Origin of the sequence: Streptomyces lincolnensis (genome assembly GCF_001685355.1) — a bacterium.
In the GTDB taxonomy this organism is placed as follows: Bacteria; Actinomycetota; Actinomycetes; order Streptomycetales; family Streptomycetaceae; genus Streptomyces; species Streptomyces lincolnensis.
Genome location: NZ_CP016438.1, coordinates 4885090 through 4911511, shown reverse-complemented (window position 1 = coordinate 4911511; position 26422 = coordinate 4885090). Strand labels below are relative to the sequence as shown.

The 26422-nt window shown below is 66.5% G+C and carries 27 protein-coding genes and 1 pseudogene; 21 read left to right on the top strand and 7 right to left on the bottom strand.

Going from position 1 to position 26422, the window contains the following annotated elements; all coding sequences use genetic code 11:
- Window position 1 precedes the first annotated feature (1 nt).
- From SLINC_RS21800 to SLINC_RS21785, 4 genes are all read left to right on the top strand, one after another.
- Window positions 2-3748: an nSTAND1 domain-containing NTPase gene (locus SLINC_RS21800; protein ID WP_067445581.1), complete on the top strand. Its 3747-nt coding sequence runs from the start codon at window positions 2-4 to the stop codon at window positions 3746-3748.
- Window positions 3749-3922: 174 nt separating this feature from the next.
- Complete coding sequence (locus SLINC_RS21795) at window positions 3923-4573, top strand: hypothetical protein (protein ID WP_067435718.1); 651 nt, start codon at window positions 3923-3925, stop codon at window positions 4571-4573.
- A gap of 36 nt (window positions 4574-4609) precedes the next feature.
- Window positions 4610-5488, top strand: a complete 879-nt coding sequence (locus SLINC_RS21790) for a glycine betaine ABC transporter substrate-binding protein (protein ID WP_225988353.1) — start codon at window positions 4610-4612, stop codon at window positions 5486-5488.
- A gap of 43 nt (window positions 5489-5531) precedes the next feature.
- On the top strand, window positions 5532-5894 hold the full coding sequence (locus tag SLINC_RS21785; RefSeq protein WP_067435708.1) for a hypothetical protein: 363 nt from the start codon (window positions 5532-5534) through the stop codon (window positions 5892-5894).
- 17 nt (window positions 5895-5911) lie between these two features.
- On the opposite strand, the gene SLINC_RS21780 is transcribed toward SLINC_RS21785, so the two are convergent.
- Together SLINC_RS21780 and SLINC_RS21775 are read right to left on the bottom strand one after the other, a co-directional pair.
- A complete protein-coding gene (locus SLINC_RS21780; protein WP_225988352.1) occupies window positions 5912-6622 on the bottom strand; it encodes a response regulator transcription factor in 711 nt (236 codons plus the stop codon).
- Window positions 6623-6746: 124 nt separating this feature from the next.
- Window positions 6747-7151, bottom strand: coding sequence for a hypothetical protein (locus tag SLINC_RS21775; RefSeq protein ID WP_067435701.1), 405 nt, complete (start codon window positions 7149-7151; stop codon window positions 6747-6749).
- A gap of 94 nt (window positions 7152-7245) precedes the next feature.
- Here SLINC_RS21775 and SLINC_RS21770 point away from each other — a divergent pair, with 94 nt between their 5' ends.
- Entirely contained in the window at window positions 7246-8304 is a 1059-nt protein-coding gene (locus SLINC_RS21770; protein WP_067435693.1) for a helix-turn-helix transcriptional regulator, read from the top strand.
- Between the two features lie 100 nt (window positions 8305-8404).
- The gene (locus SLINC_RS21765; RefSeq protein ID WP_067435690.1) at window positions 8405-9271 is read left to right on the top strand and encodes an NmrA family NAD(P)-binding protein; all 867 of its coding nucleotides are present in this window, start codon (window positions 8405-8407) and stop codon (window positions 9269-9271) included.
- Between the two features lie 43 nt (window positions 9272-9314).
- Here SLINC_RS21765 and SLINC_RS21760 read toward each other — a convergent pair whose 3' ends face one another.
- Both SLINC_RS21760 and SLINC_RS21755 read right to left on the bottom strand, forming a co-directional pair.
- Window positions 9315-9494, bottom strand: coding sequence for a hypothetical protein (locus SLINC_RS21760; RefSeq protein ID WP_067435687.1), 180 nt, complete (start codon window positions 9492-9494; stop codon window positions 9315-9317).
- Window positions 9495-9710: 216 nt separating this feature from the next.
- The gene (locus SLINC_RS21755) at window positions 9711-9989 is read right to left on the bottom strand and encodes a hypothetical protein (protein WP_079164650.1); all 279 of its coding nucleotides are present in this window, start codon (window positions 9987-9989) and stop codon (window positions 9711-9713) included.
- Window positions 9990-10417: 428 nt separating this feature from the next.
- Between SLINC_RS21755 and SLINC_RS21750 the strand changes: the two genes are divergently transcribed.
- The 6 genes from SLINC_RS21750 (at window position 10418) to SLINC_RS48045 (ending at window position 15835) form a co-directional block, all read left to right on the top strand.
- The gene (locus SLINC_RS21750) at window positions 10418-10705 is read left to right on the top strand and encodes a hypothetical protein (RefSeq protein WP_067445577.1); all 288 of its coding nucleotides are present in this window, start codon (window positions 10418-10420) and stop codon (window positions 10703-10705) included.
- 8 nt (window positions 10706-10713) lie between these two features.
- Window positions 10714-11097: a DUF6188 family protein gene (locus tag SLINC_RS21745; protein ID WP_079165143.1), complete on the top strand. Its 384-nt coding sequence runs from the start codon at window positions 10714-10716 to the stop codon at window positions 11095-11097.
- Between the two features lie 1144 nt (window positions 11098-12241).
- Window positions 12242-12538: a hypothetical protein gene (locus tag SLINC_RS21740; protein WP_067435682.1), complete on the top strand. Its 297-nt coding sequence runs from the start codon at window positions 12242-12244 to the stop codon at window positions 12536-12538.
- Between the two features lie 438 nt (window positions 12539-12976).
- Window positions 12977-13525: a hypothetical protein gene (locus SLINC_RS21735; protein ID WP_152039004.1), complete on the top strand. Its 549-nt coding sequence runs from the start codon at window positions 12977-12979 to the stop codon at window positions 13523-13525.
- Between the two features lie 201 nt (window positions 13526-13726).
- On the top strand, window positions 13727-14671 hold the full coding sequence (locus tag SLINC_RS21730; RefSeq protein ID WP_067435675.1) for a restriction endonuclease: 945 nt from the start codon (window positions 13727-13729) through the stop codon (window positions 14669-14671).
- Between the two features lie 63 nt (window positions 14672-14734).
- The gene (locus SLINC_RS48045) at window positions 14735-15835 is read left to right on the top strand and encodes a hypothetical protein (protein ID WP_152039003.1); all 1101 of its coding nucleotides are present in this window, start codon (window positions 14735-14737) and stop codon (window positions 15833-15835) included.
- A gap of 230 nt (window positions 15836-16065) precedes the next feature.
- Here SLINC_RS48045 and SLINC_RS21720 read toward each other — a convergent pair whose 3' ends face one another.
- Window positions 16066-17667, bottom strand: a complete 1602-nt coding sequence (locus SLINC_RS21720) for a restriction endonuclease (protein WP_107406654.1) — start codon at window positions 17665-17667, stop codon at window positions 16066-16068.
- A 214-nt stretch (window positions 17668-17881) separates the two neighbouring features.
- Between SLINC_RS21720 and SLINC_RS50445 the strand changes: the two genes are divergently transcribed.
- From SLINC_RS50445 to SLINC_RS46075, 4 genes and pseudogenes are all read left to right on the top strand, one after another.
- Entirely contained in the window at window positions 17882-18307 is a 426-nt protein-coding gene (locus SLINC_RS50445) for a colicin E3/pyocin S6 family cytotoxin (protein ID WP_079164649.1), read from the top strand.
- Entirely contained in the window at window positions 18300-18623 is a 324-nt protein-coding gene (locus SLINC_RS21715; RefSeq protein WP_067435669.1) for a hypothetical protein, read from the top strand. Before SLINC_RS50445 ends, SLINC_RS21715 begins: the two co-directional genes overlap by 8 nt.
- A 92-nt stretch (window positions 18624-18715) precedes the next feature.
- Window positions 18716-18979: pseudogene (locus tag SLINC_RS50440) on the top strand (ImmA/IrrE family metallo-endopeptidase); the annotation flags it as partial.
- Between the two features lie 60 nt (window positions 18980-19039).
- The gene (locus tag SLINC_RS46075; RefSeq protein WP_225988543.1) at window positions 19040-19612 is read left to right on the top strand and encodes a hypothetical protein; all 573 of its coding nucleotides are present in this window, start codon (window positions 19040-19042) and stop codon (window positions 19610-19612) included.
- A gap of 438 nt (window positions 19613-20050) precedes the next feature.
- Here the strand turns inward: SLINC_RS46075 and SLINC_RS48040 are convergent, their stop codons facing one another.
- Together SLINC_RS48040 and SLINC_RS21710 are read right to left on the bottom strand one after the other, a co-directional pair.
- Window positions 20051-20992 carry a hypothetical protein gene (locus SLINC_RS48040; protein ID WP_152039002.1) on the bottom strand — a complete coding sequence of 314 codons (942 nt, stop codon included), beginning with the start codon at window positions 20990-20992 and terminating at the stop codon, window positions 20051-20053.
- Between the two features lie 48 nt (window positions 20993-21040).
- Window positions 21041-22132 (bottom strand): DUF1152 domain-containing protein, encoded by a 1092-nt coding sequence (locus tag SLINC_RS21710; RefSeq protein WP_079164647.1) that lies wholly within the window; start codon window positions 22130-22132, stop codon window positions 21041-21043.
- An 80-nt stretch (window positions 22133-22212) separates the two neighbouring features.
- Between SLINC_RS21710 and SLINC_RS21705 the strand changes: the two genes are divergently transcribed.
- From SLINC_RS21705 to SLINC_RS21685, 5 genes are all read left to right on the top strand, one after another.
- Window positions 22213-22953, top strand: a complete 741-nt coding sequence (locus tag SLINC_RS21705) for a GntR family transcriptional regulator (protein WP_067435663.1) — start codon at window positions 22213-22215, stop codon at window positions 22951-22953.
- Between the two features lie 278 nt (window positions 22954-23231).
- Complete coding sequence (locus tag SLINC_RS21700; RefSeq protein WP_067435660.1) at window positions 23232-23696, top strand: ATP-binding protein; 465 nt, start codon at window positions 23232-23234, stop codon at window positions 23694-23696.
- A gap of 62 nt (window positions 23697-23758) precedes the next feature.
- A complete protein-coding gene (locus tag SLINC_RS21695; RefSeq protein ID WP_067435658.1) occupies window positions 23759-24487 on the top strand; it encodes a GntR family transcriptional regulator in 729 nt (242 codons plus the stop codon).
- A 123-nt stretch (window positions 24488-24610) separates the two neighbouring features.
- Window positions 24611-24961 (top strand): SCO3933 family regulatory protein, encoded by a 351-nt coding sequence (locus tag SLINC_RS21690; RefSeq protein ID WP_067435655.1) that lies wholly within the window; start codon window positions 24611-24613, stop codon window positions 24959-24961.
- 5 nt (window positions 24962-24966) lie between these two features.
- On the top strand, window positions 24967-26340 hold the full coding sequence (locus tag SLINC_RS21685) for an FtsK/SpoIIIE domain-containing protein (RefSeq protein ID WP_067435652.1): 1374 nt from the start codon (window positions 24967-24969) through the stop codon (window positions 26338-26340).
- Window positions 26341-26422: the final 82 nt, after the last annotated feature.

The window sequence follows — 26422 nt, the reverse complement described above, 5'->3', positions numbered from 1 at the left end:
GGTGGGGCGTCCGGAGAGGCCGGTCGATCCGACGGCCGGTCCCGTGCAGCGGCTCGCCCACGAGTTGCGGGTGCTGCGGGAGCAGGCCGGACGGCCGACCTACCGCGTGATGGCCGAGCGCGCCCACTTCTCGACCGCCGCCCTGGCCCAGGCCGCCGCCGGCAAGCGGTTGCCCTCGCTCGACGTGCTCCAGGGGTATGTGCGGGCCTGCGGCGGCGATCCGGCCGAGTGGGAGCCGCGGTGGAAGGAGGCCGAGGCCGAGGTCGCGGGCGTACCGCGTGAGGACACGGAGGACATGGCACCGCCGTACCGCGGCCTCGCGCGCTTCGAGCCGGACGACCGTGAGGTCTTCTTCGGCCGGGACCGGCTGATCGAGGAGCTGCACGAACTGGTGTGCGATCGCCGGTTCGCGGTGCTGTTCGGGGCGTCCGGCAGCGGCAAGTCCTCGCTGCTGCGGGCCGGGCTGATCCCCCGGCTGCGGGACGAGATCGGCGGCCGGAGGCGGCCGGCGGTGCTGCGGGTGCTCACCCCGGGCCCCCGGCCCGCCGAGACGTACGCGGATCTGCTGACCCCGGCCGAGGACGAGCCCGAGGTCTGGGCCGTGGTCGACCAGTTCGAGGAGGCCTTCACCCTCTGCCGCGACCGGGCGGAGCGGGCCCGCTTCATCGACCTGCTGCTCACCTCCCGCGACCCCGGCTCCCGGCTGCGCGTCCTGATCGCCGTCCGCGCCGACTTCTACGCCCGCTGCGGCGAGCACCGGGAACTGGCCGCGGTCCTGCGCGGCGCCGGGCTGCTGGTCGGGCCGATGAGCGCCGACGAGCTGCGGGACGTGGTGATCAGGCCCGCGCAGACGGCCGGACTGATCGTCGAGCGGGAGCTGACCGCGCGGATCGTGGACGAGGTGCTGGACGAGCCCGGCGGTCTGCCGATGCTCTCGCACGCCCTGCTGGAGACCTGGCGGCGGCGCCGCGGCCGGATGCTGACCCTGGCCGCGTACGAGGCGGCCGGCGGGGTGCGGGGCGCGATCGCGGCCAGCGCGGAGGACACGTACGGACGGCTGACGCCCGCGCAGGCGCGGGCCGCCCGGCGCCTGCTGCTGCGGATGATCGAACCGGGGCTCGGCACCCCCGACACCCGGCGCCCGCTGCCCCGCGCCGAGCTGGAGGAGTGGTCCGACCCGGACGTACGGGTGGTGCTGGAGGGGCTGACCCGGGCCCGGCTGCTGACCGGCGACGACGACGGCGTCCAGCTGGCCCACGAGGCCCTGATCACCTGCTGGCCCCGGCTGCACGACTGGATCGAGGAGGACCGCGAACGGCTGCGCCACCACCGGGCCCTGACCGAGGCCGCCCGGGTGTGGCGGGAGCACGACCGCGACCCCGGCGCGCTGTACCGGGGCAGCCGGCTCGCCCGCGCCGGGGACCTCTTCCCGGGCCACCTCGACGACCCCGCGCTGACCGCGACCGAACGGGCCTTCCTGATCGCCGCGTTCGAGGCCCGGGACGCGGAGGCACGGGCCGCCGCCCGGACCCGGCGCCGGGCCCGCACCCTGCTGACCACGCTGTCGGCGGTGCTGGCGGTGGCCCTGGTCGCCGGGCTCGTCGCCTGGCAGCAGCACGCCGACAACCGGCGCCGCACCACCGACGACGCCGCCCGCCGGGTCGCCGAGGTCGCCGACGCCCTGCGCACCACAGACCCGCGTACCGCCCAGCTCCTCGGCGTCGCCGCCTGGCGCGTCTCCCGGCTGCCCGAGACCCGCCGCGCCCTGATCGGCGCCCTCGGCCAGCCCGAGACCGACACCTTCACCGCCCCCGTCCACGGCCACGAGCCCTCGCGGTACCTCGTCGACTCCGGCCGTACGCTCCTCGGCGTCGAGGGCCGGACCTGGCGGACCTGGTCCGTGGCCACCCACCGCCCCCTCGGCTCCGGCCGGCTGCCGCGCGGCCGGGTCGCCACGGCAGCGCCGGACGGCCGACTGCTCGCCGTCCTCGGCCCGGACGGCGGCACCCGCCTGTGGGACATGACCACCGGCCACTGGGCCCGCACCCCCGCCCTGCCTCCCGGCAGCCTCGAACTCTTCACCGGCGGCGGCCTCTACTCCGAGAACGACATGGACGGCGACCGCGTCCGCCTGCGCTCGACCACCGACGGCCGCGTGCGCTTCGAGACGGACCTGCCCACGCTGACGGAGGTGACGGCGAGCCCGGACGGACGGCTGGTGGCCGTCTGCCCGTCCGGGAAGAGCCCACGGGTCTACGAGGTCGGCGGGGGAGCGGTGTCCGGGCCGTGGGAGGAGGAGAAGAGCGACGGCGTCTGCGACGACGACCACACGCTGCTGGAGTTCGGCGCCGACGGGCGGTTCGCCGTCGCGTCCGCGCGTGGGGTGCGGGTCTGGGACATCCGCACGGGACGGTGGATCGCCGACCTCGACGTTCCCCGGCTCTCGACGGCCGCCTTCAGCGCGGACGGCGCCTTCCTGGCGACCACCGACGCCGAGGACATCAAGATCTGGCGGCTGTCGGACCCGGACACCCCGGTCTTCCGGCACGCCCTGAACAACCAGCACCTCTCCGATCTCCCCGTCTGGGACCCCGACCGCCCGCTGCTGCGCTACCTCGAAGGCAGCACCGTGCACACCCTGGACCTCACGACCACCGTCACCGCGCCCTGGTCCGGACACCCGCTCACCGCGGCGGTGCTGAGTCCGGACGGCCGTGCGCTCGCGACCGCGCGGCGCACGGGGGCGACGTACCGCGTCGAGCTCAGGGACACCCGCTCGGGCAGGGTGGTGCGCACGCTGCCGACTCCGCCGCTTCCTGTCCCGTCCGGTCCTTCTGATCCCTCTGGTCCGACCGTCGACCCTCCCGACATGCTGCCCCTGCTGGCGTTCAGCGCCGACGGCACGGCTCTGGCGTACGGCGTCTCCGTCCCCGGCCGGGACGGTCTCGCCCAGCGCGTCACGGTCTGGGACCGGCGCCTGGACCGTCGTAGCGCCACACTGGGCCTGTCCCCACGCTCGACCCCCGGATCCGTGGCCGGGCTGGCGCTCGGTGCCGGTGGCCGCACGCTGTACGCGGTCCGTGTCCCCGGCCTGGGTCGGCTGAGCACCGAGGTGTGGGACACCGTGAGCCGCCGGCGGACCGCCGTGTACCGGACCGACAGCGTCCATATCACCCTGCGCCCCGACGAACGGCTGCTCGTCGCCGAGGACAGCGCCGTACGCCTGCCCTCCGGCACCACGACCGGCTCCGACCTCGTGCAGGGCGGGGGCGTCGGCGCCCTCGCCTTCGCCCCCGACGGCTCCCGCCTCGCGGCCGGCGACCTGACCGGCCGGGTCAGCCTGTGGGACAAGGACGTACGCCAACGCGCCGGTGTGCTCCGCAACGCCTTCCCCACCCCGCTCGGCGACGCCCCCGAGGCGGTCGGCGCCCTCGCGATCAGCCCCGACGGCAGCACCCTCGCCGTCGGCGGCGACGCCGGGACCCTCCAGCTCTGGGACACCGCCACCCAACAGCCCCTCGGCGGCCCGCTGCCCACCCCCGGCGAGGCGATCACCTCCCTCGCCTTCTCCGCCGACAGCACCACCCTCTACGCGGCCGGCACCCACGTCCCGCTCCAGCGCTACACCGTCGACCCCGCCAGGGCCGTGGAGCTGATCTGCGCGCGGCTGGGCGGCACGAACCTGACGAGGGCCCAGTGGAAGGCGTACGTCCCGGACGCGCCCTACCGCACGGTGTGCGGGAACTGAAACGGCTTTTCTGATCCGACTCTGATCTAAATACGATCGAACGCCGATCACTCGCACAGGAAATTCTGCACCGTTCTCTGAGAGAACATTGATGGCCGATCCAGGCGCTGACTGTGTACTTATTCCAGTCGCTGGGGAATTCCACCGGCACCCCACCTCTGGAAGGAATTGGCCATGGTATTCGAGCGCCGTCGGCCCGAGAACAAGAAGAGATTCGCCCGAACCGCCGGAGCGGTGGCCGCCGTAGCGGTCGGCACCACTCTGCTCGTCGCCCCGCAGGCCTCCGCGGCCGACAAGCCCTCCGTGCGGGAACTGCTCCAGCAGTGCAACACCACCAGCAGCTTCTGCGCCTTCCACCCGCAGTCGTTCCGCACCTACACCGGACCGGCACACCGGGTCGGCGAACCCACCTACAACTGCGACAACACCGCGGGCGAACTCAGCGTCGGCGGTCAGGACACGACCGGCTCCTCCGACAACGTCGGTATCACGATCACCGCCAGCGCCGGGTTCGCGAAGGTCTTCGAGGTGGGCCTGGAGACCAGCTACAACCGCACCTGGGAGCGCAGCCACACCGACACCGTCGAGCGCAAGAAGCACCTCAACCCCTGGGACAAGGGCTGGATGGAACGCGGCACGCCCAAGCGGCAGGCCACCGGCTGGTACGAGATCCAGTTCAAGAAGCGCTATTACGGCCACTTCGTCTGGTACGTCAAGAACTACACGGAGTCCGGCTGGGACGTCGGTAATCCGGGCGGCGGTTACATCAACATGCACAGCCAGCCGATGACACGGCAGGAACGCAACGAACACTGCCACCGCTGACCCGTCATGCCAGGGAATTCCCTTTCACTGAAGCCCTTGGTCATCGCCGTCGGCTCGCTCGTCCTGCTCATCGGCGGGGCGGCCGGTTGCACGATCGGCGGCGGTGACGAGGGCTCCGCATCCGGCTCTCCGGTCGGTTCCGGTGCCGGATCCGACTGCTCGACGCCGGCCGTGATCGGTACCGACGGCTCGGCCGAGGGCCGGGTCGTCGGGGCCCTCTACGGCGAGCTGCTCACGGGCGCCGGCAAGCGGGTGCGGATCTCGGCCACCCGGTACGCGTCCCCCGCGGACACGGCCCGTGCCGTGGTCGAGGGCAGGCTCGACCTGGCCCCGGCGTACGAGATGACCACGCTGCGGGCCCTGCCGGGCGGCCAGACCGTGCCCGGTGACCTGGCGACCACGCTGAGCATGGCACTGCCGCCGGGGATCGACGCGCTGCCCCCGGCGGCGGCCCAGAACGGTGTCGTCCTCGCCGTCACCCCGGCCACGGCCCACCGCCACGGACTGCGCGATCTCACCGACCTCGGGGGAATCAAGGGCCTCCGGCTCGGCGGATCGGCCGCCGGCCACCCCGACGCCCCGACGGCGACCGCACTGCGGCGCGTCTACGGCGTCACGCTCACCCCGGCCGGCACGTCGAGCACGGCGGACGTGCTGGTCCTGCGGGGCACCGACCCCCTGATCGCCCGGGAGCACCTGGTGGTGCTCACCGACTCCCGGGGCGTCGTCCCGCCCGAGCACGTCTTCCCGCTGATCAGCGCCGCATGCGCGGACGTGGACGGCAGAAACGCCCTGGCCCGCCTCGACAGTGCGCTGACCACCGGACAACTGGCGGGCCTCGCCTCGTCCGTGGCGGCGGGCCAAGACCCGTCGAAGACGGCACGCGCGTGGCTGCGTGCCGGGACGACCCACTGACGCGCGACCAGCGCGTCACTCACCCAAGAAATGGTGGTACCTCATGAAGCTCAGCAGGAAAGTCGCCGTGGGAGTGCTGGCCGCGGCCGCCACGCTCGGCGGCATCGCGATGCCCGCGACGGCCTCGGCCGCGACCAAGTACGGCCAGGTCCGGGTGTGCAGCGGCTCGAACGAGACGGTCAAGTTCTTCCTCGTCGGCGAGAACCAGCACGGCGACTGGGCCGGCTCCCGGTTCTGGGAGATCGCGCCCCATGGCTGCACCACGGCCTCCGACTACTGGTGGACGCTCGGCCGCTCGGTCGAGTTCCACCACCGCAAGCCCAGCACGGGCTGGCGCTGGGAGCCGCGGGTGCTGCCGGCCAACGGCAACAAGAACGGCAGCACGATCACGCTCCACATCGGCTAGCGTGACGGGCTTGCTCCTCAGGCCACGGTGCCGTGGGTGTGCGCCGGATCCCCGGCGCACACCATGTACCCCGCCCCGCGCACCGTGCGGATCACGGACTGCCGGGAGTCGCCCAGCTTCCGCCGCAGGTAGTAGACGTAGGTCTCCACGACCCCCGACTCGCCCTGGAAGCCGTAGTTCCACACGGTGTCCAGGATCTCCCCCTTGGAGATCACCCGCCCGGCGTTGCGCATGAGGAGCCTCAGCAGCGCGAACTCGGTCGCGGACAGCCGGACGGCCCGCCCGTGCAGCGACACGTCCCGGGTGTTCTCGTCCAGCTCGACGCCGGCCGCGCGCAGCTTGTGGGCGGCCGGCGACGGGGCCAGGCCCCCGGCCCGGGAACGGCGGACCAGTGCCCGGATCCGCGCGCTCACCTCGGTGAGATCGGCGGGTCGGGTGACGTAGTCGTCGCCGCCCATGGCGAGCGCCTGGCACTTGCCCTCGATGTCGCTCCGGGAGCTGAGGAACATCACCGGGGCGTCGACCCCCGCCGCCCGGAGCCGCCGGCAGACCTCGACCCCGCATCCGTCGGGCAGGGTCGTGTCCAGCAGGACGGCGTCGGGTCTGCGGCGGCACACCTCACGGATGAGATCGGCACCCGTGGCCGCGATGTGCGCGTCGAAACCGAGGAAGCGCAACGCCATGACGAGCGTTTCGGATGCCTCGGTCGCCTCCTGGCTCACGAGCACGTACGGATGGTCGGGTACACGCGATTCGTAGGTCACAGGACCACTCTGGCGACCGGATCGTTGTCTACGAAGCCCTCCCGACCAGCGAAGACAATCCCGCGGGGTCCGCGATCGGGGCGGCGCGTCACCAGCTCGTGCAGAGACCCTCGTCCGGGCAGAACATGACCCACACGGAGTTGTAGCCGGACACCACGGTCAGCGACGTCGGGGAGGGCTCCCCGTTGACGTAGGACCCCGGGTCGGGCGTGGCGGTGAAGGTGACCCGCGTGCCGACCGGGAAGGTCGCTTCGCACGAGCCGGCCGGGTACGGCGCGCTCGCGTCCTCGGCGTACGGGTCCCACGCCGTCGTGTGGCAGGAGATCCCGGCGGGGCTGCTGGTGACGGTGCCGCCGCCCCACCCGTCACTGATCCACGCGTACACCGTGCCCTGCTGGGTGGCGGCGGGCTGAGCCGCGGCGGCGGGCGCGGCGGTGGCGAAGGCGAGGGCCGCGGCGGCCGCGACCACGGGGAATGCTGATCTGATGCTCATCGGTTGCTCCTAGGTCCGATGCCTCCATGCTCGACCTCTCCCCGGAGCGCGGCCCATCCCAGAAATGTGGGGATTTGCGACGTACGCTCGAATCATGGCCGTCCCCGCCGTCCCCGTGAGCTCGTACGCACGGTCGCACGAGCGGGTCCGCCGCCTCTGCGAGACCGGCGGCGACTCCCGGAACCTGCGCGGACGGCTCCTCGGCGAACTGCGCGCGGCCGTCGCCTTCGACGCCCACGCCTTCCTCCTCACCGACCCCGAGACCACGGTCGGCTGCTCACCCGTCGCCGACCTCCCCTGCCCGCGGGACCTGCCCACGATGACCCGCCTCAAGTACCTGAGCGCGGTCCACCGCTGGACGGCCCTCGACGGCATCGCCCTCCTCAGCGACCTCCCCGACCCCGCCCACAGCCTCCTGTGGCGCGACCTCCTGCACGCCTACGGCGTCCGCGACATCGCCTCCCTGGTCTTCAAGGACCGCTTCGGCTGCTGGGGCCACCTCGACCTCTACCGCTACGACCGCCCCTTCACCCCCGCCGAAGCCGCCCACCTGGCCCACCTCACCGCCCCGGTGACCGCGGCCCTGCGCCGCAGCCAGGCCGGCACCTTCGTCGTACGACCGCCCCACACGCGCCGCACGAGTCCGCTGGCCCTGCTGCTCTCCCCCGACCTGCGCGTCCTCGCCCAGACCCCCGACACCGACGCCTGCCTGAGCCTGCTGACCCCGCCCGGGCCCGGCCGCCCGGCGGTGCACGCGAGCGTCTACGACGTGGCCGCCCAGCTCCTGGCCGTCGAGGCGGGCGTCGACCCCAACCCACCCCGCTCCCGCGTCCACCTCGCCGACGGCCTCTGGCTCACCCTCAGCGCCGCCCGCATCGGCGACGCCTTCCCCTGCGGCCGCCGGAACACCATCGCCGTCACCATCGAGGAGACCTCCCCGGCGGAACGCCTCTCCCTCTTCACCAGAGCCTTCGCCCTGAGCCCCCGGGAGGCCGACGTACTGGGCCACCTGGCCAAGGGCAGCGACAGCCACACGGTCGCCCGCGAGATGTCCCTCTCCGAACACACCGTCCAGGACCACCTGAAATCCGTCTTCGCCAAGACGTCGACGAACACCAGGGGGATGCTGCTGGCCAGGGCGCTGGGAGCCTGAGAAAGGCTTGCGGACAGTCGGCTCGCGGGCGGTGGAGGGCTCGCGGGCAGAGGAGGGCTTGCGGACAGAAGGTGTCCGCAAGCCCTCCTACGGTCGTTCCATGACTCAGCCCCAGGCACAGAAGATCCTCGTCACCGGAGCGACGGGCACCGTCGGCCGCCAGATCGTCGCCGAGCTGCTGGCCCGAGGCCACGCGGTCCGCGCCCTCACCAGGGACGCCGCGAAAGCCGACCTCCCGGCGGACGTCGAGGTCGTCCAGGGCGACCTGACCGACCCCGACACCCTGATCCCGGCCCTGGAGGACGTCACCGGCCTCCACCTGATCACCTTCGGCGGCCCCTACTTCGCCCCCCTGGAGACCGGCCCCCGCATCCTGGACCTGGCCCGCGAGGCGGGCGTACGCCGTATCACCGTGCTCCACGGCGGCGGCCCGACCCTGCTGGAGGACGCCGTACGCGCCACCGAGGACATGGCCTGGACGGTCCTCATGCCGGTCGAGTTCATGTCCAACGCCCTGGAGTGGGCGCCCGGGGTCGTGGCCTCGGACGAGGTCCGCGAACCCTTCGTCACCCGCCTCAGCGCCATGGTCCACGAGTCCGACATCGGCGCCGTCGCCGCGGTCGCCCTCACCGAACAGGGCCACGCAGGACACGAGTACGTCATCACCGGCCCCGACCTGCTCACGGTGGAGGACAAGGTGCGGGTGATCGGGGAGGCCCGAGGCCGCCGGATCACCCTGACCGAACTCACCGAGGACGAGGCCGTGTCCCAGTGGCGCGCCTCCGGCCACCCCGAGGAAGTGATCACCTTCCTCCTGGAGGCCTACGGCAACACCCCGGAGGTCGGCCGCACCGTCCTCGACACGGTCGAGAAGGTCACCGGCCGCCCGGCCCGTACGTTCACCCAGTGGGCGACGGAACACGCGGAGGTGTTCACGGCACAGTCCGGATGGCAGCCCGGGAGCTGATCAGGGCGTGGTGGCACAGGGCCTGATCAGCACCCTGGTCAGCTCATTGGGGCAGGTCGCTCAGCCCGCCGTCCCGTCCGTCGAGGAAGCTGACGGTCAGGTCGAGCCGCTCGCCCGCTGCGCGGCCCCGGGGGTCGTAGATGTCGCCCCGCATGCGGAACCGCTTGGTGCGGTTGCCGTCGTCGACCCACGGATCCATGGTGAGCGCGCCGGCGAGTGGCACGCCGAGAAATCCATGGCGCCGCTCAGTGCGAAGGACTGCCGCCTGTGCGGCCCGGCCGGTCGTCGTCGTGATCCTGCGGCTCGGTGCACCGGCCGGCGCCGTAGTGGAGCCGCTGCGCGGTCTCGATGAGGGACACCAGGGGGTCTCCTGCCGCGCGCCGCCACCCGAACCAGGGGCCGAGGCCCTGCCCTGCGCGGCGGCGGGAAAGCCACCCGCTCAGGCAACCCAGCGCAGCACCGCGGCGGTCACCGCGTCGCCGAGGGAGCTGATGGCGGCGACGGCATCCTGGTCGCCGGGGAGCGGTGCGACGCCGCGGATGGTGAGCGCGGCATACAGGTCCAGCCGGCGCCGGTCGGCGGGCCGCAGGGGGATGTCCAGCCGCTGAGCCGGGTCGGGAGGCGGCAGCGGGTAGTCACCGTCGTCTTCACGGGCGTACGGGTCGCAGATGGACCAGACGTCCTTCGCCGGGACGAGTGTGTCGCCGTATGCGTTCACCGCTGATCTCCCTTGCTTGGCGTGTCTGTCTGCCCGTTGAAGTCGCCGGACCGCAGGCCCCGGTTGCACCATTCCCCCGTAACCCCCCAATTGCCGCAAAAGTAGGAAGACCGAACCGACCAACGACGAAGGGCCCCGCTGCAAGCAGCGGGGCCCTTCGACATCGTGCCCGGTGAGGCACTGGCGGAGGATACGAGATTCGAACTCGTGAGGGGTTGCCCCCAACACACTTTCCAACTGTGGTGGTGCTCTGCCTGGTCTCGTCCGGGGCCGTTTACCTGCGTTCATGCGCGGTCGGCTCCTTGGTCGGCATCGGCTGCGGGTCTCCACTGAACGGCCATGAACGGCGCTGAATGAGACGGAAACTGAGACGGCGACCGGCAGAATCTCAGTGACCCTGCACGGTCCCCCGTGGCATGTTGGGCCGCATGGAGCACGAGACGAGCCCCCGCAACCCCGCCGGGATCCGAGTGGGAGACATCTACGAGGACTGCTCTTTCCACCCGGTTCTGTGCACCGAGATCGACGATGACGGCGCGGTGGTCCTCAGCGGTATCTCACTGATTGACGGCACCTTTCCGCGGTCATGTGACGCACAGTACTGCGCACCGACCTGGATACCGGTCGAGGACGTCATGGCCATCAAGAACGATCTGACGGGGTACACCCGTCGGCGGCAAGCCGAACTGAGAGCCGTCGATCGGGAGGCAGAGTGAGGGTGCCCATGTCCTTGATCGGCTCTGTTGTCGAGCGGACGGCGTTCGATCACCAGGTACGGCTCTACTTGCAGGTGCCTGCTGTGGGCGGGGGACGTGGCGTTGATGCCGAGTTGATCGTGGAGACGTCGTTTCGGCTTCGCGATGCAGGCGGCACATGGCATGAGCTGGAGCCGGGGACGGGAGCACTTCTTGCCCCGGTGCTCGGCCTGTTCGGGCAGCCGGTCACAGCCGTTGACGTCCAAGGCCGCGGAGACCTGAGCATCGACTTTCACTCCGGTGCCAGCTTGCGGGTGGGACCCGATCCACAGTTCGAGTCATGGCACTTGACTGGATGCGGTATCACCCCTGTCACCGTCGGGCCTGGCGGCGAGGAGCACTGGGAACGCTGAGGCTAGCCGGCCCGCGAACCTCGTGCTCTCAGCTTGGGAAGCTCGGGTTTCTTGGGGGCGCGCACCGCACTGACCTGCTGCGGAATGGGGCTCCAGCCGTTGGGGATCTACAACCGATTCCCCGCTGTTCCCCGTGAGTCCCGCAGGATCTGGCACGCGAATGGCACGACTCTTACGCCTTATCCCCAACGAGCACAAAGATCACCACCACGATCACGAGCAAGATTGCCGCACCCCACCAGTCCTGTGGCCTCCTTCCCGGCAGCGGCGGACGGTCGCGCTGTTCTCCGGCCCCGAGCATCAGCCCACATCGCCGACAGAAGCGCAGACCGGGCCCCCAGACCTTCCACTCGGCCGCACATCTCTCACATCGAACTATCCGCCCCTGATCCACCATCCTGAAAGGCTATCGTCGCCACCGGACGCGGTTGCAGATTCCGCTTTTCATGAGGGCGTGCCCTACGCGTGCCCGTTCCGGCAGGAAGCAGCGGGAAACCACGGGGAGTGACGGCAAGGATCGGACGTAGGCACAGGTCAGCATCGTGCCTGGTCAGCCCGCATCCGCATACGCGATCTCGCCCCCTGGGTGGGGCTGGGGCCTTTGGGATGTGAGCCTCAGCCGACGAACGTCAGCGAAGACGGTCGGTGCGTCGATCGGTCAGGCGCGCGTGTGCCACGGCACCCACCACCGGGCCTCAGCCACGCTGGCCGGTGACGTCCGTCAGAGCAAGCTGTGCCGGCGGAAGCGTGGTGATGAGGCCTTGAATGATGACCTCTTTGTCCCGAAGCAACTGGGGTGGGGGAGCTGCCTTGGGCTGGTGTGCCTCTCACCTGTACTGACGGTCCGCAGACGTTCGCGAGCGTCCGCCGTTGTTCGTCGGCGTTGTCACGCAGTTAGACACTCACCCCGTATCGCTGACCCATCTTCTGAGGCGCCTGCGTTCCCTCTTGTTCGGCTCGGCTCGGCTCGGCCACGCTTCGCCCACTCGCCTTGATGGAGGTAACAGCGTGCCGTGCCCCATCGTCTTGTTCCGGCGGTGACGTCCGATGGTTGGCGTAGGGGCTAGATCGCCATTTTCCGCCGAATCGCCCGTGACGATGGCACGGACCTGGCAGCCTATGAACGGCAACGAAAGGACCTGAGATGCCCATTCTCTTCTTCGCCGCTGCTGGTGCCCTCGTGGCAGGCGGAACCGGCGGAGGTTGGTACATGTGGAAGCGTGGTCAGCAGGAAGCGGCCAAGCGGCTGCAGCATGAGGACGCCGAGGCCGCCAAGCAGGCGCTTAGGGATGCCATCGACCTTGCTGACCTGCGTAGCGAGGCGAAAGCGGCAGGCTTGGACCCGGATGAGGTCGTTGCCGGATACGAGAAGTTGCGCGACTCACAGCTGTCGACTGAGGACGTACTCAAAAGGCTCGGCCGCGCTGCCATCACCGGCTGAACAACTCTTCCCCATCTGGGCCCGACCGCAGGTCCTTGGCCAGCAAACTGAAGTTCAGAGAGCGTGCACACGGCTCCGGAGGCCCTTTGAGGCCAAGATAACGCAGCACGTCAGGGCCTCGGGCGTGGCAGATCTGGCGAGCTGAGTCCGCAGATAGGCCACATGCAAACGAGGGGCCCACGGGAGCTATCAGTTGGGCTGCGCCGCTGCTCATTCAGCCATAACGTGACCCGAGGGTCGACGGACAGAGTCGTTCCGACGACATGTGCGTCGATGTTGCGGGAATGCGCGTCTCAATGCAGCCCGCTCCTGGGTGTCGGGATTACGAAGCAGACCGTCGTATTCTCGGCGAGGGCGATTGCGGCCGACACCTGTTGGACGTCGGCTTTGACCGGCAAGCCGGAGATCAAGCGGTCACTGGGCAGGGGGAGCCATAACATGCCGGGCATCGAGGCGGAACGCATCGCGCAGCTGGGTGACGAACTCAAGATTGGGTTCTGCGGTCTGAGCCTGGCCATACTTCCGCTAGCTGACCCCCGTCAGCCGCTCATGGCCATCTACCGCGACCTGTACGAGCAAACCGCTGACTCGCCGTTGGTCATCTACCGCAATGACGGTACCCCGCACTCTGCGGAGCGGCTGACAGACATCTTCGCCAAAGCCAGCTCAACTGCGGGTGCTGGACTCGGTGAGGATCTGCTGAACTTCGCGACGATGCATGGTGCAGCCCGCCTGGGTGATGCCATCCAGCGCGCCGGGCTGAGTGACAGGACAAGCCCGTTGCTTCAGTTCGTGCGGCACTTCCGCAACGCTTGTGCGCACGGCAATCGTTGGCACTTTCAGAACGGGGAACCGAGGCAGCCAGCAGAGTTGCGCGGCATTGTCCTGACATCGGCGCTGCACGGCTCCAAGGCGGCTGGGGGGACTGTTGGTGCGGGCGACTACCTGGACATGCTCGACGACGTGGCGGCCCACTTCCGGGCCTGAGGCTCGTCAGTCCGTCTCGATGACAGCCAGGACAAGCCGCCGCTCTCACTCGCCATCCGCTTGTGTCATCGGATTCCCGGCGCCAGATGGATGACGGGTCATCACAGTTCCTTGGATCAAGCCTTGTCGTACAGGCTGGTCATCGACTGATCGCACGGTACCGTGATAGGTCGGTGACAGTGCGTGTGGAGGAGGGGGCAGGTGCAGCAGCCTGATGCCCGCAAGAAGACGATCAACCCCAGCGCGTACAACGCACTGGCCGACGCACTCTGGTTGATCTACTGGAACAAAGACCCTTTTGAGCTGTATATCCGCGGAATGCTGAAGGACCACAGCGAGCTCCTGCCGCAGCTCAATTTCCAGGCCACCAAGCGCGAAGTCTCCGGCCAGTTGGTCAAGCTGCTGCGGGCCAATGAGACCCGGTACCTGGACGTGACCGTGGCGCTCATGCTCGACATCGCTGCCATGGACCGGTTTCCGAACCTCGAACGACAGGTCGATGGTGACGTCATGGTGGCCAAGGCCACGGCGGCCGTCGCGGAACTGCGGCGCTGGACCGGCAAGCAGCAGGACATCATCAAGGAACACGAGGAGCACGCGGCGGCCATAGCCGAGAGTGCTAAGAAGGACCAGGATGGCCGGGTCTTCGCCCAAGCTCATGACGATCTGAAGCAACGGTTCATCGTGATGCATGCGGCAACCGACAAGCACCAGCGGGGTACGGACTTCGAGGGCTTCATCAACGAGTTCTTCGCCCTGTACGACTTGGAGCCGCGGGCGGCCTACATCATGGAGTACGAGCAGATCGACGGCGCGTTCTCCTTCGACACTGACTACTACGTCCTTGAGGCCAAGTGGTGGAAGGAGCGCATCGGCCGGCGGGAGCTGGACGTCTTTAAAACCAACATCGAGCGCAAGGGTAAAAACACCCTCGGCTTGTACGTCAGCATGAGCGGCTTCACGTCCGATGCCCTGGCGATCTACAGCCTTAGCACGCCGTTCATCACGATGGACGGCGGCGACTTCATGGCTGTGCTGGACCAACGCATCCGCCTGGACGACCTGATGACTCACAAGAGGAAGCACGCCAGCCAGACTGGTCACTGCTATCTGCCCGTCTCTGAAATCTTCTCTAGGACGGAATAATATAGTGGGCGGGGTGGAGATAGGCGATTTACGCCAACATTGGCTTTCTGTGAAAGTGAAGTAATGAACGCTGACGATGAAGTCTTCGACTGGTCAGAGATTGAGCAGGGGTGGCTCGGCGGCGGACAAGTCGCTTTGCCTGCAGAGACGATCGTTGGAGTCTTCAATAGTGTGGTATCGCACTTTGGGCGCACATGGATCGAGGCCTCACGAACCACTAATAGGGCCGTTGAGTCAGGAGCTTTGCCGACCCTGAGCATCGTCACTCTTGGGCAGCGGCTTGAATCATTGGCCAACGCGGTCAACTCAGATGACCTGCTTCGTAAGCTTCGGGAACGGCAGCCGGACGCATCAGGTGAGCTTACGGCCATACACCTCGTTCGTTCAGGTGCCTGGGATGTTGCGCTTGAGCTCGAACCGCCAGGGCTTATCCCGGGTGGAAATAGGAATCCAGATTTCCGAATCAAGCAGGGCGATTTGGACTGGACGTGCATTGAGGTTAAGCAGACCAGCACGTCTCAAGCTCGCGCACAAGCAGAAAAGGGCCTTCATCGCCTCTCTGCCGGGCTGATCGGGGATTGCGGGGGTAACTTCACGCTTGAGGTATTTTTTAAGCGGGAGCCCACTCCTGACGAAGTCGAGGAAGTAGCCGCGCAGATCATCAACTTGCACTCCGACCGAGGCGCAGAAGAAATATCGCTAAGGGACGGACTCGGCACACTCTACTGGAATGACCGCACTCCAGGAAGCTTGGAAGTGGATGACCACGGTGAGCCCAGGACGCGCGTCAACAGTATGGCAACCAACATGGTGGAGGGCGTAGTTCAGAGTGACATTGTTGTCCGTTGGCCGTTTGCGGATGCTAGGGCGCAAGTGTTTCTCGATAGCGCGAGAAAGCAGCTCCCGACGGATGTGCCGGGACTCGTCATGGTTGATGTTTCAGGCGCACTGGGCGCGATGAAGACCTGGCGCGCTGTGATCGAGCGTCGGTTCCAACCGTCCATGTACACCCGCGTCTCTGGTGTCTGTCTGTTTTCCTCGGGCGTCCATCTGGCTGACGGTGGCTATGAGTGGCGGCCCGAGACCCAGCTCATCCGAAACCCGCATGCGCGCATTGCGCTCCCCGAATGGATCGCGGAGCAGATAGAGCGCTTCAGGCCTTGACCGTCGCTACTGCCCATGCATCGCGCTAGGTCATCGTGCCGCCGGCGCGGGACCACAGATGTCTTCTTGCCCTGGGTGTTGTCGGGGATCTTGGGGACCTGGGTTTTTGCTGGCCAGGTGCGGTGGGTTCGTGCGCCTGGTGGTCGTCGTTGGTCGTCATTGGCCACTGTTGAGCGGCATCGGGCGGCCCAGGGACGGCCCAGTGGCTCCGCCCAAGATGGCTCCGGGCTTCAGCGAGAGGGTCGCCGTTTGGGAGGTACCGGGCCAGGAATGACGTCCTTGCCGAGGTGCTCCTTGATCAGATATTTCAGCTCAGGCCCTTCGATGAGCTGGAGCCGGCCATGCTGTCGGGCAAAGTCATGACTGGCACGTCCGAACCAGGACGTGGTGATCAGGATTCCCTTGGCGGCGCGCTTGTGCTCGACCACTCCGGCGAGGGCTTGGACGGACTCGACACCCACGAGTTTGCTGTAGCGCTTGGCTTGGATGATGCACTCACCATTGAACACGGGGTCTTTGCTGACAGCTACCGCGTCAACGCCCTCGTCCTTTGATGCCTGGGTGTTCCACGCTTCCATGCCGATCGCCTCAAACAGTTGGCGAATCAGATGCTCGAACTCAGTAGGCGTCAACTGCACCAGCACAGGCCTGCTGTCCAGGCCGGCCACCACGTCCATGCTGTCCATGAGCCGGTACTTTGTGAGGTCGAACTCGATGATCGGCCGAATCGGTTCTAGGTCATAGGGGTTCGGCGACACCAACGCGTTGAGCCCCTTGAGGCAGGCTGCTGGATCAACCTGGCTGAGGCGGAGCTTCCCGAACTGCTCCCGACTGGTGCTTAGGGTCACGAGGCAGGGTGAGACCTCCTGGCCAGTGGCGCGGTCGACCGTTTTCACGTGGCCGTTCAGGATGACCCCGTTGATGATCTTGTCAGGATCGCTCGTCAAGATCTCGTAGACGGTCCTCAGGGCAACTTGCGCCAAGACAGAGGCGTAGATCTCCTTGCGTTCCTTCTCAGGCCTTGGCAGCACGTTCGTCTCGTCGCGGCTCTTCACGTACCGATAGCCCTTCGCGGCAGGCACGATCCCTTCGGGAGGCAGGTGGATCTCGACAAGCACATCACCGGTGGCAGGGCGGAAGGCGACTCGATGCTCGTGCGGGAAGCCCAACGGGTACGCCGAAGCGCTGAGAACAGCGCTTAGGTGAGCCTCCACCGCTGCGGGCTCACCGGCTCGATAGGCCTCGCGTTCCTCATCCAACTGCCTATTGAAGGCGGTCACTTCAGCAAGAGCCTGCTCTTCGCCTTGGCGGTGCTCGGCGCGCTTCCTCTCCTGCGCCTCCAGTCGCTTCTCTTCAGTTCGCCTGTGGCGTTCTTGCGCTTCATCGAAGCGCACCCGCGCCTCGGCTACCTCGGCTTCGTAGCGCTTCCTACCCAGACCCAGGACAGCAGACAGACCACCCGGCTCCGGGGGTGCGAACCCCTCCCAGCGCGGGGAAGGTTCCGGACGAGACCAAAGACGCTCGTCTAAGACCGTCGGCGTGTACGTCCGCCGCCGGCGTTCGAAGGTCGTTGGTGGATCACCGACCAAGGCATCCCTCAGCAACTGCCCGAGCTGCTCAACCTCATGTTCCACCCCAATCGTGCGCACCTGAGCCTGCTCGGCTTGCTGCTCTTGATACGCGGCCTTGCGTTCTCGCTCCCGCCGCTTGCTGGCTGCCTCAGCCTCCTTACGTGACCGCTCAACCTGGCGGGCCTGTTGCTCCTGGGCTCGCCGCAAAGCTTGTTGCTGCCGCTGGTACTCATTGCCTCGGCCGCCACCGCGCTGCGCCACTGCTGTCCCCTCCTCTAGCTTGACTCCCCGAGCTGCATTCCCCTCCCACCTCGCAGAATCACCCGCTCAGAAGTCAGACATGGCCTCATCTGCCAAGAGACTTGCAAGGGCACGCTCCAGCTGCTCGGGGAGCCTCTCCATCAGCCTCCCGTAGCTGACCTGGGGTTACGCGTGACTGAGGCCTAGTTAAAGGAACTGATCATCAGCGCTCTTCATGGCTGCCCAACCTGGCAGCCTGACTCACAGCTCTGCTGTGCGAGACGGCGGTACCGATGGGCGCGGGAGCAAGCGGGCTGACGCCACGCGCACGCGTTGCTCCCCTGTTGGCGTCTCACGAAGTTTAGTTGCTCAGAAGACCCACCAAAGCTCGTGCGCGCTGTGGGCACGAGAGCTAGCATCGCTGGCTGTGCCTTGGGTAAACTTGCCGGATAACTGCTTTTTGCACAGCCTCAAAGCTCGCTACGTGCACCCATCCAAGCGGTGGTTCTCTCCTGACGGAGAGCGCATCTACACCTGGGATGGGGAGCACGGGGGAGAGGTAGAGGTGTTCAATAAGCGAGGGCGACACCTTGGTGTAGCTCATCCCGTCTCAGGTGAAATGATCAAGCCCGCGGTCAGGGGGAGGAGGATCGATGTCTAAGGCCAGCTTTGTCGATGATGCGCTCATCGGTGTCGCAGGGATCGACGACGTTGACTCCTACGTCGACGCTTGGCACGACGAAGACGACACCGATCTCGAGCTACATGAGTGGCTGGGGATGACCTGGGATGAGTACCGTCTCTGGGTCGAGAAACCGAGCACACTGCGTTACATCGTCGCAGCTCACCGCCATGGTCGCACCGTCAGCGAGGAATTGATCAAGAGTTCAAAGGGGCTCGCCCTCGCCGCCCGTGCAGACTCAGCCGACGAAGTTGAAGGCGTCCTCACTTGGCTCCAGAAAACTGGCCGTCTCTAAAAGCTGCCCGCACCAGGGCAGAGACGCTGGTCCATAAATTTGACTTGAAGCCGCCTGTCGACATCAGGACCCTTCTTCATGAGCGCGCACAGGTGGCGTACGAGAACTGGTCACATGAATGTGACGCAGTGACCGTCCTGGGGGAAGAAACTCCGCGTGTTTTCGTCCGATGCGGCCTCCCCTCACTAAGGGAGCGATTCACGCTTGCCCACGAGCTGGCCCATATCGAGCTAGCGTGGCATGTTGGGACCGTCGGGTGCCATATCGACTCGGCCTCCATTGGGAGCGAATTTTCGATAACAACCGCAAGCGGCACACAAGAGCGTGAGGCGAATGAATTTGCGTCACGACTCCTCGCACCAGACCGCTGGCTTTCTTCTCTGGTTAGCAGCATTTCCTCATTCGATCGTGCCGCTATGCAGAAACTTCTCGATCATTTGGCCATCGCCGAGCTATCCGCGCAGGCCGGCCTCATCGCCCTATCCAGGCATCTACTGCCTGGACACGCCCTGTTCGTTGATCAGAACTTCGCCATCAGCCGAGGTACATCGTGGCCTGGCACATCACCTCTCGATGACACGGAGATCGAAGAATATCTTGAGCGGGCGGTAAGCGTTGAGGAGTTTAGTCATCAAGGGCGCAAGATATTTTGGGCCCTTACTGTGCCACCAACGGAGCCGCTATCGGAGGCCGAACGCGTACTTCTGGACGGCCGTACTCCGCACCAGGTGCTCATTTCTTCTTGCGCTAGAGTATTTGGTGAAGATTCCGCCACCCCGAAGGCTATGTCCATCAACGGCGTGGTCGGTGGAATGACAAACGATCTAGCCTTGCAGTGGCATGAGAACGCAATTGTTGCGGTAGTTTGGCAAAGAATTCTAGACAATCCTGACCTGCGGGATATTCTGGCAGATCACGAATTCCCGCTTTATCTCCACAAGCGCGCTCGCGCGATTGTGGAAAAAAGAGCAAGCAAGATCGTGATTTAGCAGGTTGCAGGGAGGCGGCTTTTCTGTCACGAGGTCGGCGCAGCGGCTTTGGGGTGGCGCTGCTTTGGCGCGAGTGATCATGGCCCCGTAAGCTTCCGGCGCGTCGGGCAGTCTGTGGACCTGCCCGGTAAAGCACGACGTTGGGGCCATGATCTTCGAGGCTCGCGCCAAAGTGGCTCCGTAAAGCCGCGGAGCCGACCGCCCCAGCCACGACGTACCCCTTCTCTGGCATCAGGCGGCTGCATGCTTTGAGCGCGGCACGGGCGCCGGCCGGGCTGGAGCGGGGCGGAGACAGGAGCGCAGGCCCGGCCGGGGGCCGGGCCGCGCGCGGTGAGCGGAGCGAGCCGCCTTGAACCAGTAGAGAAGGTTGTAACTCACAGGCAGGAGCTAACGAGTCGCTCGCTCTGGCAACCTGCAGGTGTGGCAGGTGCCTGATGGTTAGCTGGGTGTCTTCACGAGTTGGACGAGCTCCGCGAAAGCGGCATCGGTACGAATTAGCTGTTTAATGTCGGTGCGATTGATAGCGGTCGTAAGTAGCGCTGGGCTGCGTTTCAGATCCTGCCTGTTTTCTCCCAGCCACCGCTCTATGCCTGGGTCCACGACAATGGCACGCGCTCTTTCAGTAGCTAGCAATCTTCCGAGGAACGTGTCACGATCCTCAGGGCTCATGTCGTCGGTTTCTACTAGAGCCACAACATCGCTCTGGGTGTCGAGTGTGAGAACCGCTGCAATGTTTGTTATTCCAGATCGCCCCATGGTGGGTACCACTGAGAACGGTCGAGCTTTTATCGATTCGACCGCTCTCCGTAGAAGTTGATCTGTGATTACTTGATCTATCCGTCCCTCGACCAGAACTGTGAGATGTTTCGCGCGCTCAGTTCTGACGTACGGCATATATATCTCGCCTTCTTCTGCGGCTGCCCGCAGCTTGAAGCGCAAGACTCTGGCGAAACCGACCTCGGCTGCTGCCGATACGTCCTCAGGTCCGAAAAGTATGACGTTGAGGACTTTCCCAACCCTGACGGCGTCTACTGCCTCCTGGCTGTAGTTGGACATGGAGAGGAAGACTCCGATGGTGCCGACGAGTTTTCCGTCCACCTTTCCGCGGAACTGATAGATGGACGAAGCGGGTAGAGGCTTTCCGTGCCATTTAGCTTCTAGCAGATAGAACTGTCCATCTAGGGCGAAAGATCCATCAATTTCTTCCCCTTTGGGGCGGTATCTAGCTCGCGGCTCAGTTGTAGACGCGAGAAGGAGTTGCTTTAGCCACTCCTCGAAGATCTGCCCTCGTCGTTGCTCGGAAATCTTTTCTCTTGCGTTCTGAGGACTGTACGGATTAAGGAGGTCTTTAAGCAGTCGAAGATCGCCAGTAAAATCCATGATTGACCTTACCGAGAGAGGTGTGAAGCTACGGCGAGATGTGGTTTCTCAGTACCTTCTGATCTTCCATAGCGGGGCTTCATGCTGTTCTGGCTTGATGCCGAGCAAGAGCCTGCGGATGGAATCAAGTTGAGAGCCGCTTAGGTTCAGAACTTCGGTGATATGGCGAAACGTCGTGTGAGTGATTCCGCGATTTCGAGCCTCGACCTCAAAGCGGTCTAGCTCAGTCAGGATCGCATCAGAGTCCAGCCTTGACGGGGACTGCTGGCTGAGCCATGCGGCCTTGTTGCGCTCGTAGTCGATCTCCGAGTAGCCGCAGATCTCGCGGCTGTAAGCCTCGACCTCGTCCAAACTCTCCGTCGTCAAGACTGCACGGGCTAGTTCGTTCCGGCTCAATGCCTCGTCCAGGTCGACCTGGTGGACTGTCGGGCCCTCGTCCGTGAGAGGTACGGGCAAGCCTGCGTCTCGGACTTCGCATGTACCGCGTACGCCGCAGGCCGTCGCCGCGAGCATCCCGGTTGCCTCGGAGGGGTGCCATTCCAGTACCGAGCTGACCGATTCGACGTCCTTCGCGGTGAAGGTGTGGATGAGCGGGCCGAGCATGCCGCGTACGTCGTCGAGCGGCAGTTCTCCGTCCAGTCCGGGTCCTGCGACCAAGAGCCGGACAGAGGCGTTCACTTGGCAGCATGCCGCGAGCGTGAGGGCGTCGGCTAGCGGGCTCTTCAGCGTCGGCTCGTCGCCCCGGGCGAGGATGTCGCCGCCCACATCGAGGAGATCGATGGATTCCGGGGAAAGGTGGCTGACGAGTTCTTCGAGTTGGCGTGTGACGCCCTCTTCGCCGTGATGCGGGTCGAGGAGCGCGAAGGTGTGCGGGAGCTCTGCCGCAAGCCGGGGGAGTGTGGAACCCGCTGGAGCGATCGGGCGGGCGTCCGCCGGCACCGTCCAGACCATTGGGGTGAGTTGCTCAAGCCCCGCGAAGTTGTCCGGCCCCCGCGGCCCCGGTACCGGATCGACGAGCAAGCGGTCCCACGCGTACGTGAGGATCACCGCCTGGTCCTCGTCGCCGTAGAGGGCGGCGTGAAGCATTGCGGCGGCGACTGCGTCGCCCCCTCCTCCTGCTGCGACGATCAACCGCTTCATGCGGCCAGCGTACGGGGTAGGGGGTTGACCACTCACCCTATAGTGGCTAGAGGCCATAGCCACTTGGACGAGGAGGGTGAATGCCTCAGATCGAGGAGGCTCAGCCGAAGTATCTCCAGATCGCGCACTTCATCCGCGATCAGATTCTTCGGGGAGACTTGAGGCCGGGGGACGAGGTGCCCTCGGAACGGCAGTTGGCGGTGGACTGGAAGGTGTCCCGGCCAACGGCTGCACGGTCGTTGGAGGCCCTGAGTCACCAGGGGCTCGTCGAGAAGCGTCAGGGATCGGGCACGTACGTGCGCAGCCTGGAGGTCAACCGGCGGGCACGTGAACTGTACGGCAGGGCCCGACAAACCGGGAAGATCTACACGCCTGGCGAGTACGCGGTGATTACGTCGGCTGGCTGGCTGGACGCACCGGATCATGTCGCCGAAGCCTTGGGCCTGGTCAAGGATCGTCGCGCCGCGCATCGGCGGAGGGTGACCAACAACCAGGACGGACCGATCACGTTGTCCACCTCGTGGTTCGCTCCGGACGTTGCCGAGCGTGCACCCAAGCTCTTGGATCCTGAGCGGATTCAGCAAGGGACGCTCATGTACGTCGAGAGCATGACGGGGCGCCAAGGCAGCTATGCCGAGGACCGGATGTGTGCTCGCGGCGCCACGGACGAAGAAGCGTCGGACCTGCAACTGGAGTATGGGGAAGCCGTCCTGATCGTTCATCACGTCGTCTTCGACCTCCAGGATCGGCCGTTGGAGTTCGCCGAGGCCGCCTATCCCCCGCACCGTTGGGCCTTCGAGCAGGGCTACCCGCTGACCTGATACCTCGTCAGTTGCGCCGAACCGCTTGCACATTCCAAGTGGCTAATGCCACTATCCACAAAGTGGCTAAGGCCACTTGGATCGGAAGGGGGCACGGCGTGACGAGTCAGCGGCCGGACAAGAGCGCGCGGTTAGCTTGCCGGGGATGCCGAGGACGTGGTTGGAAGCGCGTCGGCTCCCGTACGGCTCTGGCGCTCTCCGTGGCCAACGACCGCGTTCGTGCCACATCGAAACGGCGCTGCCTCGACTGTGACGGCAGCGGCAAGGAGTGAGCGCGGATGGATGACGCCACCGATGGCCGTCGCGGCTTCGGTACCGCACGTCTCGGAGCGATGATCCTGTTTCCGGCGCCAGAGTCGGTCCCCCGAGCCCGACGATGGTTCCGGAAGCTCATTGCCCCGTACAACCCGGCCTGCTCGATCGAGGACTGCACGCTGATGGTCTCCGAGCTGGTCACCAATGCCGTTCTCTACGGACGGGCAGATGAGCTCTGGTGGGTGCGCCTTGAGTGGTACCGCGTGGAGACGGCGCTTCGGATCGAGGTGCACAATCCGGGCTTCCCGGCGAACGTGCGGCTGCGGCGCCCAGAGGCCAACGACGCGCACGGCCGGGGCCTGTTGCTGGTCGACTCCATCGCAGAGTCGTGGCACGCCGGGCCCAGTCGATTCGGTGGGACGGTGGTGTCCGCCGTCGTGGCTGACGCCTGGCCGACGAATGAGAACTTCGGCCACGTCCTACTGTGAGTGTGTAAGTGTCGCTAGTCTGGTTGACCAGTTGACTTGGCCAATCTCGACGGGCGGCGTTCATGGCGTATGAAGTGGAGCCACCGAAGTACGTGCGTCTCGCGCAGACCATCCAAGGTCGCATCGAGGACGGCACGTACCCGCCCGGCACGCGGGTGCCCAGTGAGAACCAGCTGGTGCAGGCTTTCGGGATGTCGCGCCCGACCGTTGTGCGAGCTCTGGAGCTGCTGAAGCGTGACGGCTGGCTGGAGTCCCGGCAGGGATTCGGCACGATCGTGCGGGGGCGCCCCGAGGTCGTCGAGCAGCAGGACCGCCGTGGCCGAGCGGCGCTCACGCGTGACGAGTCGCAGACGCCGGGCCGCCTGATCGAGGTCGGCCACGTGCCCGTACCTGCCCGCGTTGCCTCCGCCCTCGGCCTGCCCAAGCAGGCGAAGGTTCTCGTGCGCCGGTTTCTGGTCGAGGAGGACGGTGAAGCGGTCGAGTTGGTCTCGTCCTACTTCCCCGCCGGCCTGGTCGACGGAACCGAGTTGGAGACGTCCGAAGCGCTGAGCGGCAGCGTCCGCGAGCATCTTGAGGCGCGGAAGAAGGTGCGCTTCGACCACGTGACGGAGCGGGTCTCGGCGAGACTGCCCGACAGTGGAGAGGCTGAACTTCTGGAGCTCCCCGAGGGGGTTCCTGTCCTCAGCGTGCTGGTCATCGCCTGTGACACCTCGGGGCAAGCCTTGCAGGTCGTCGATGTGCTGCTGCCTGCCGACCGGCAAGAGCTGGAAGACACCTATCGGTTGAACTGAGCGTAGCTCGGGGCGAGTTCCTCTCCGCACTCACTTGACAAGTCAAGTTAGCAACCTTAACTTCGAACTTGCTAAGTCAACTTGTCAGGTGACGAGTTGATCGACTCAGAAGGAGAAACCCCTGTGCGTGTGATCCGCATTGATGCCTCGTCCGCCACGATCCTGCTCACCGAAGCGCCGGCACCGAAGGTGCGCGACCGGCAGACCGGCGAGATCGCCAAGGATGCTGTGAGCGGTGAGGCTCTGATGACTGTCGGCGTCGTCTTCATCGACGAGGGCGAGTCGTCCCTGATCCAGGTGACGATCCCCGAGAGCGGTGTGACCGACGGACTGACCGTCGGCGCTCCGGTGTCGCTTCCGGGGCTGATCGCCCGGCCCTGGGAGAGCGTGTTCAACGGGCAGCAGCGGCACGGCATCGCCTACCGGGCCACCGCCATTGCGCCCGGTGCCTTCCCGATGGCAGAGGCGGTCTGATCGACGTGACCGACCTCGTGACGTGGGCTGAACTGGGCGGGTCGCTCGTTGCGATAGGCGGCGGGGCCTACGCCCGGCACGCTTACCCGGCGGCGTACTGGTCCACGGTCGGGCTGCCGATCTCGGCGGCACGGCTGCTGGCCTCGTACACCTCGACCATGGACGCCTGCGGCCTCACGGTCGAGCCGCCCAGGTGGCGGGCCCTGGCCATCAGGGCGACGACCCGCCGGGAGGTACGACCCGTGCCTCCGCGCCGGGGACTGATCCGCCCCACCTCGACGGGCCTCCGGATCCGGCTGCGGCTGGCTCCGGGCCAGGAACCGGCGGACGTCGCCGCCTCGGCGGAACGCCTTCGCCATGCGTGGGGCGTGCATGCCGTGTACGTGCGTGACATCAAGCCCGGTGTCGTCGAACTGCGGCTCGTCGGCTTCGACGTCCTGCGTAAGGTGCGGATGCCTCGCCGGACTGTCAGTGATCATCTGCGGGTTCCCGTGGCACTGCGAGAAGACGCCACGGCGTTTGTACGTGACTACCGAGCCGTTCCGCATGAACTCGTCCTCGGCGCCACGCTTTCCGGCAAGTCCATGTACCTGCGGAACCTGCTGACCAAGCTGGCGGCTCAGCCGGTGGTCCTGGTCGGCATCGACTGCAAGCGCGGCGTCGAGCTGGCGCCGTTCGCCGCCAGGTTCTCCGCGCTGGCGACCGACCCTGATCAGGCGGCCGAGCTGCTGCCCGTGCTCGTCAAGGAAATGGAGGATCGCTATGACCTGATCAAGGCCCGACAGGGCCTCGCGCCCGGCATCCCGGATGAACAGATCACCTCGGACATCTGGGGTCTGCCGGATGACGAACGCCCGGCTCCCATCGTGCTGTTCATCGACGAGGTGGCCGAACTCTTCCTCGTCGCCGCACGCAAGGAAGAGGAGCGGAGGGACGAGATGGTCACCCAACTCATCCGGCTCGCTCAACTCGGCCGCGCGGCCGGGATCTATCTGGAGGTCTGCGGCCAGCGGTTCGGTGCTGAGCTAGGCAAGGGAGCGACCATGCTCCGTGCTCAGCTGACGGGCCGTGTCTGCCACCGCGTCAACGACGAAGCCTCCGCGAAGATGGCGCTCGGCGACATCGCCCCCGAGGCGGTCTATGCGGCCTGCGCCATCGCCGCCGAGCTGCCCGGCCTGGCCGTCGTCGGCGACACCTCCGGCGGCTGGTCACGCATCCGTACCCCGTACCTGTCCCTCGATGAGGCTGCGGCCACATGCCGTGAGGCGGCCCACCTCACCCCGGATGTTCCGGCGCTCACTCCCTTCCGGCCGTACGTCCCACCCGTGCCGGTGAGGGACTCCGGGCCGGTGACTGCCCCGCTCCCCGTCGTCGAGTAGTCAGCCCCGATCCAACGGCCGGCGCGTCGCTCTGCGCCAAGTCCCTACCCCCTCCATGCCCGAAGAAGGGAGAGCGGTCTTC

Coding starts and splice junctions, on each gene's coding strand:
- SLINC_RS21795 (WP_067435718.1), top strand. CDS start 3,923: ATGGTATTCGAGCGCCGTCGGCCCGAGAACAAGAAGAGATTCGCCCGA.
- SLINC_RS21785 (WP_067435708.1), top strand. CDS start 5,532: ATGAAGCTCAGCAGGAAAGTCGCCGTGGGAGTGCTGGCCGCGGCCGCC.
- SLINC_RS21775 (WP_067435701.1), bottom strand. CDS start 7,151: ATGAGCATCAGATCAGCATTCCCCGTGGTCGCGGCCGCCGCGGCCCTC.
- SLINC_RS21770 (WP_067435693.1), top strand. CDS start 7,246: ATGGCCGTCCCCGCCGTCCCCGTGAGCTCGTACGCACGGTCGCACGAG.
- SLINC_RS21765 (WP_067435690.1), top strand. CDS start 8,405: ATGACTCAGCCCCAGGCACAGAAGATCCTCGTCACCGGAGCGACGGGC.
- SLINC_RS21750 (WP_067445577.1), top strand. CDS start 10,418: ATGGAGCACGAGACGAGCCCCCGCAACCCCGCCGGGATCCGAGTGGGA.
- SLINC_RS21745 (WP_079165143.1), top strand. CDS start 10,714: ATGTCCTTGATCGGCTCTGTTGTCGAGCGGACGGCGTTCGATCACCAG.
- SLINC_RS21740 (WP_067435682.1), top strand. CDS start 12,242: ATGCCCATTCTCTTCTTCGCCGCTGCTGGTGCCCTCGTGGCAGGCGGA.
- SLINC_RS21735 (WP_152039004.1), top strand. CDS start 12,977: ATGCCGGGCATCGAGGCGGAACGCATCGCGCAGCTGGGTGACGAACTC.
- SLINC_RS48045 (WP_152039003.1), top strand. CDS start 14,735: ATGAACGCTGACGATGAAGTCTTCGACTGGTCAGAGATTGAGCAGGGG.
- SLINC_RS50445 (WP_079164649.1), top strand. CDS start 17,882: ATGGCTGCCCAACCTGGCAGCCTGACTCACAGCTCTGCTGTGCGAGAC.
- SLINC_RS21715 (WP_067435669.1), top strand. CDS start 18,300: ATGTCTAAGGCCAGCTTTGTCGATGATGCGCTCATCGGTGTCGCAGGG.
- SLINC_RS46075 (WP_225988543.1), top strand. CDS start 19,040: ATGCAGAAACTTCTCGATCATTTGGCCATCGCCGAGCTATCCGCGCAG.
- SLINC_RS48040 (WP_152039002.1), bottom strand. CDS start 20,992: ATGGATTTTACTGGCGATCTTCGACTGCTTAAAGACCTCCTTAATCCG.
- SLINC_RS21710 (WP_079164647.1), bottom strand. CDS start 22,132: ATGAAGCGGTTGATCGTCGCAGCAGGAGGAGGGGGCGACGCAGTCGCC.
- SLINC_RS21705 (WP_067435663.1), top strand. CDS start 22,213: ATGCCTCAGATCGAGGAGGCTCAGCCGAAGTATCTCCAGATCGCGCAC.
- SLINC_RS21700 (WP_067435660.1), top strand. CDS start 23,232: ATGGATGACGCCACCGATGGCCGTCGCGGCTTCGGTACCGCACGTCTC.
- SLINC_RS21695 (WP_067435658.1), top strand. CDS start 23,759: ATGGCGTATGAAGTGGAGCCACCGAAGTACGTGCGTCTCGCGCAGACC.